Source organism: bacterium (assembly GCA_022616075.1).
GTDB lineage: Bacteria > Acidobacteriota > HRBIN11 > JAKEFK01 > JAKEFK01 > JAKEFK01.
On record JAKEFK010000083.1, the window covers coordinates 1 to 5,673 of the forward strand.

The following is a 5,673-nucleotide window of genomic DNA, read 5'->3' on the forward strand; positions in this document are numbered from 1 at the left end:
CCGTGAAGCTAAGAACCGGCAGGAAATCGACTAAAAAGTCGATCCGGCTCAAATGGAATTTGAGCTTCACGCTTACGTACAGGAAGCAAACTGGGCAACCGAACTGCTCGGGGAAAAAAAAGCGTTTGATTATGCGCGCAGAGCCATCCGGCGCCGGATCGATCTCTCTACAAAGAACTCTTCAAAAAGGAAGATATAAACGATCACCCTTGCTCCTTAGGGATGACTTGTTCGGCTAAAAGCTCCAATTGTTCCCACAGGTTTAGCATCTAACAATGGAGCCCTGCATCGGACCGCCGATCGTTACTTTTCTGTCACCATCGGAATCCGGCTTAAGCCTCTACACTGCCAGGTGCCCCATTCTTCTTGTCGCTCCCATGAGGACTACTATCATGATTAAAGGAAAGAAGATTTTGGGAGGAAGAAACAGTGAAACTTCGAATCTGGTTCGTTCTCGGCCTTGCATCCCCCTGTTTCTCTCGCAAGAAAGGCCGCAGTCTGGACCTCCCCGGGGATATGGGCCAAGGATGGGCGACAGCAAAAACTTTGCAGTAAGCGATTCCAGTCTAGACCATATACGGAATGTTTGAACCATGAGTGGGATAGGCATACATCAGATCTTTCAAATCGTCAGAACGAAGATCAAACCGGATTGCCAGGGCAAACAGGTTGATCAATTCATCGGTATGATTTCCCAGCAAATGAGCACCAAGAATCCGACCCGAATTCTTCTCCACTAAAACCTTGTAGGCGGAATGTTTCTCATTGACACGGCGAGACGAATACCATCCGGCAGTGTCTGCCTGTTTGACTTCAAAGTCCAAGTCTTGTTTCCGGGCCTCATCCTCTTGCAAGCCGACCGACGCCAGAGGCGGTATGGTGAATACGACGGAAGATACTCCCGTATAATCCAGTGTCGCATGATTCCCTTTTAGCATGTTCTCGGCTGCAATTTTACTTTCCCTGCCCGCAACCGGAGTCAAGGGAGGTCCGCTATTGGCACAGTCACCGGTTGCATAAACAACCGGATTGGAAACGCTCTGGAAAAACTCGTTTACAATAACGCCGCGAGGATCGTAACGAACACCTGCTGCTTGCAGGTCGAGAGAATCAATATTCGGAACACGCCCACCGCCATGTACGACAAGGTCAGTTTCGAATTTACGCTTGTGGCCTTTGATTGATGTGGCCACGATCAGACCTGATGTGATAGATTCAATCCCTTCAACTTGCGTATCCAGTTGTACATCAATACCCACTTCGCGAGAAGCCGACACCAGGCGATCGACAAGATCAGGATCAAATCGGACAAGAGGGCGGGGACCACGGTGGAGGATCGTTGGTTTTACACCGGCTCTTGCCACGATATGAGCAAACTCAAACGAAATGTAGCCGCCACCGATAAACACAATCCGGGCGGGCAACTTCTCCAATTCTAAAAAATCATCGCTCACTGTCACAAGCTCTTCGCCGGGGAAATGGAGAGGCGCGGGCCTGGCGCCCGTCGCGACCAAGATGTGACGAGCTTTCAAAGTTTCGGCGCCAACCTGAACGGTCGTGGCATCGACAAAACGCGCTGGACCATGAAACGCAGCGATGCCTGCTCTGGTAAAACTCTGTTCGCGGTTCTCCGGTACCGAATCGGTAAAAGTCCGTTTGAATCGCATGAGATCCTGCCATTGAAGGCGCAATTCGGAAGATGAGCTGCCATAGTCCTGCATCCGGCGCAGCCAGTCCATGATGTCCGCAACACCAACAAGGACCTTTTTGGGATCGCACCCGCGCAAAGCGCAGGTGCCGCCAAACGGCCTTGAATCAATGACTGCTACCTCCCACCCGGCCCGCCTGCATTGATGGGCCGCCACTGATCCGGCCCCGCCCGTGCCCAAAACAACAAGATCAAACTGTCTGTTCATAATTCTCCTTCCGTCTCTCTGATTTTCATGAAAGTCTTCTGTAATTAGATGCGGTTCTGAATTAAGAATTGTCGAAGCTATTCCAGCTCAAAAGACACGAATCTCAGTTGGCCGAAACGTTCTACCTGAAGAACTACCGGATGACTTGTTTGCAACCCCTCCAGAATGGTACGGAGCTGTTCCACATTCTTTACTGACTCTCCGTTGATGGAATGGATTACATCACCTGACTGTAGTTCTTCGGCGAAGTACGGCGCATCGGCGGCCTTTGCCGCAACTACGATTCCAGAACCTTCCCGCAAAGAGGGAAGCAGTTGCATTGTTCGTTCATTCAGGTCAATTGCAAAAATACCAAGAGCCGGGACAAGGTTGTTTTCAGGACTGATCATTGCGGTAAGACGTTCGGAATCATCGGGACGCTCCACGACCGGGACCTGAAAAGACATTCTTTCGGAACCACGCAGCACTTCGAGTGTCACGATTTCACCGAACGCTCGCCGGTAGAGATTCACATCGAATTGACGTCCGTTTTCGAGCACTTTACCGTCTAATTCCAATATTAGATCTCCCACTCTGAGCCCAACCATACTTGCAGGGCTATGGGGAGTTACGTCCGCAACAACTACACCCCAATCGCGAAACAAGTGGAGACCGTATGCCAGAGTAGGGGTAGCGGTTTGAACAAATACTCCAATTTCGCCACGCTGGACGCGGCCGGTCTTAAGGATCTGTTCGAAAACATTCCGGACGATGTTACTGGGGGCGGCAAATCCGACTCCTTCGTTTCCGCCTGATTGACTCAGGATGGCTGTATTGATTCCAACAACTTGACCGGCCATGTTGATGAGTGGTCCACCGCTGTTTCCCGGATTGATGGAAGCATCGGTCTGAACATAGATCATGGGGCCTTCCGGCACGAGCTGTCGTCCGACAGCACTCACTACTCCCATGGTGACGGAGTTTTCCAATCCAAGTGGGCTGCCAAAAGCCAGCACCAGTTGACCCGCTTTCAACGAATCCGAATCGCCAAGCGGCAAGAAAGGGAACCCGATCCCTTCAATCTTCAAAACTGCCAGATCCGTCTCTTGATCCACTCCTACGATTGTCGCAAGCACCAATTTCCCTTTTGCTTTCACAATGGAAAGCCCGGGGCATTGATTTTCGGAAAACGCAGCGGCCAGTACCTGAATACGGCGTGCTCCCTGCACGACATGTGCATTCGTTACGATATGACCAAGGTTATCGAGAATTACACCCGAACCGCTGATGCGCTGTCTTGTCAGTAAACTTGCACTTCGTGAGCCATCCGGGGAGTCGAAGTCATATCCTGTAACAAAAATTTGTACCACTGCCGGACTGACTTTTTCGGCTAGAAGCTCCAGAGACCCGCTAAGCTCCATTAAGGATGGAACTGCCTTTTGCTGCGGTAGCGCCTGAACTGAATGTGACCAAGACGTGTGGACGCTTAGAAAGACAAAGAGAAAACAAATGAAGATTGCGTGAAACGACGCCCTCTGCTGTCTGTGGTTGTGAGAATATTCCATAAGACTTCCTCTTATTTTCTGTCCCTGGGATACCGGTTGAAAGTTCCGCAAGGCAATTAATCTTCTAATGTATTAGTTCCAGAGGAGATTCCCTTGTATTCGAATTGTGTAAGCCACAATACATCTGCCGGAAAGGAAGGACTGCCGGCAATAGTTCTCACCGGTTTAGCATCTAATAATGATTCGGAGACAAAAATGAAAAGTCGAATCGCACGTCTTATCCTTATTTACAACGCCGATTCAGGCAAATGGAATACTCTCGTAGACATCGCCAGGAAGCTTCTTTCGATTGATGAATGTGATCTTTGCTCGATTACTTATGGAGCGCTTGGTGAAAAGCGGGAGTGGAAGGACTGCAAGGAGGAACTTGCCCTACGAGTCGATACTTTCCATCGAGATGAGATTCGCGGCACCAGTCTCGAACAATTTTCAACTTCACTTCCTTCCGTGATTGCGGAAACCGAGGAGGGCAAGATGGCGTTGTTGTTGTCAAATGAGGAACTCGCGACATGCCACGGAAGCCCGTCCGACTTGAAGGGGAAAATCCTTCAATCTGCGGCAGAAAAAGACCTGGAGTTTCCGCAGGAATGATATGGTGGAAACAGCTTTATGAACTCGGGTTTAAAAAAGGTTGTCCTGATAATCGCTGATATCAGCGGTTACACTCGTTACATGCTTGCCAACAGAAGAGACCTGGAGCACGGTCAAAGTGTAATCACAGAACTAATCAAAACGATCATCAAGGAAGTCGAAATCCCGTTGGAGGTCTCGAAATTGGAAGGAGACGCCGTATTCATGTACGCAATCGAAGGCGAAGCGTGGAATCGGGAAAAGAAGCTGATCGGCGATCGGCTCCCCAGGTTCTTTCATGCTTTTCGGGCGAGACTCGATGAGCTGAAGGGATCGACTGATTGCATCTGCGGAGCATGCGCAAATATTGATAAGCTGCGATTGAAGCTGATTGTCCATGCTGGTGAAGCTATCTTTTACGAAATTGCGGGCTTCACAGAATTATCAGGTGTAGACGTGATTATTGTTCATCGATTACTGAAAAATTCTGTTTCCTCGAATCAATACATTCTCATCACCGAGCAGGCCCTTGACGAGTTAGAAGTTCCGTCAGAGCTGGTTGTGTATCCCAACTACGAAGAGTACCCGGAAATCGGCCGGATCAAAACATATGTTCATTTTCCTTCCATGTAATTCCCTTCTTCTGAATCTTCATTTGAATCGAACAGGAGGAAACAAATGTGCAGATTTCTAGTGTATACCGGCAGAGAGATTCTTCTGGCTGAATTGCTCACGCGTCCAAGAAATTCGCTCATCAAGCAAAGCTATAAAGCTCGGGAGCGAAGTGAACCGTTGAATGGCGACGGCTTTGGTGTAGGCTGGTATGCGCCTCAGGTGGACCGCACACCATGCCTGTTTACAAGCATCACGCCTGCCTGGAGCAATCAGAACCTCCATCGATTGGCGGAGAAAATCAGTGCTTCTTGCATCTTTGCTCATGTGCGCGCGGCCTCTCCCGGGATGTTGGTGAGTGAAGTGAACTGCCACCCATTTCAGTATGGACGCCTGCTGTGGATGCATAATGGAGGGATCGGGCAGTTTCCCAAAATCAAACGCCGCCTGAGACAGTCCCTCAAGGATGATCTGTATAACTTCATTCAAGGGACCAGCGATTCGGAGCATGCTTTCGCAGTTTTTCTGAACCTGCTGCCTGATGGAATGAATCATTACCCCGCGGAAGAGTTAGCGCAAACGATGCTGGAAACGATCCGGCAGCTCAGAGCCTGGAGCCTGGAAGCAGGTATTACCGAACCGTCGTACTATAACTTTGCGGTAACAGATGGGCAGAGTGTGGTGGCGACGCGGTACGTGAGCGATTCAACTCTGGAACCTGCCACGCTTTATTTTTCATCCGGAACGAAGTTCGAATGTCACGAAGAGGTGTGCCGAATGGTTCAAGCACGGCAGTCTGAACATGCGGTGATCGTCACATCAGAACCGCTGACAGATGTGAAAGGGGACTGGACCCCGGTCAAGAAAAATCACCTGGTGATGATCACTTCGGAGTTGAATATCCGATTTCTCGCGATCCAATGAAAGAGGAGAAAAAAGCCACGGTTTTTTACCCTGGGCCGGCAGTCTATATGATGTGAGAGTGCTCGGAGTTTCGCTCTCTCCCAACTCAGCAGAGTACGGCAGAAGGC

6 protein-coding genes are annotated in these 5,673 nt (G+C 49.9%); 4 read left to right on the forward strand and 2 right to left on the reverse strand.

Annotation, left to right across the window (positions count from 1 at the left end):
• On the forward strand, positions 1–239 hold a 239-nt coding region (locus L0156_07230; protein ID MCI0602791.1), incomplete at its 5' end, for a hypothetical protein.
• Between the two features lie 327 nt (positions 240–566).
• Here the strand turns inward: L0156_07230 and L0156_07235 are convergent.
• Positions 567–1,916 (reverse strand): NAD(P)/FAD-dependent oxidoreductase, encoded by a 1,350-nt coding sequence (locus L0156_07235; GenBank protein MCI0602792.1) that lies wholly within the window; start codon positions 1,914–1,916, stop codon positions 567–569.
• Between the two features lie 77 nt (positions 1,917–1,993).
• The gene (locus L0156_07240; GenBank protein MCI0602793.1) at positions 1,994–3,460 is read right to left on the reverse strand and encodes a trypsin-like peptidase domain-containing protein; all 1,467 of its coding nucleotides are present in this window, start codon (positions 3,458–3,460) and stop codon (positions 1,994–1,996) included.
• Between the two features lie 195 nt (positions 3,461–3,655).
• On the opposite strand from L0156_07240, the gene L0156_07245 reads away from it, so the two are divergent.
• From L0156_07245 to L0156_07255, 3 genes are read left to right on the forward strand one after another with little or no spacing between them, the layout of a single operon-like run.
• A complete protein-coding gene (locus L0156_07245; GenBank protein MCI0602794.1) occupies positions 3,656–4,051 on the forward strand; it encodes a hypothetical protein in 396 nt (131 codons plus the stop codon).
• A gap of 18 nt (positions 4,052–4,069) precedes the next feature.
• The gene (locus tag L0156_07250; GenBank protein ID MCI0602795.1) at positions 4,070–4,663 is read left to right on the forward strand and encodes a DUF2652 domain-containing protein; all 594 of its coding nucleotides are present in this window, start codon (positions 4,070–4,072) and stop codon (positions 4,661–4,663) included.
• A gap of 45 nt (positions 4,664–4,708) precedes the next feature.
• Positions 4,709–5,566, forward strand: coding sequence for a class II glutamine amidotransferase (locus L0156_07255; GenBank protein MCI0602796.1), 858 nt, complete (start codon positions 4,709–4,711; stop codon positions 5,564–5,566).
• The last annotated feature ends 107 nt before the right edge of the window (positions 5,567–5,673 follow it).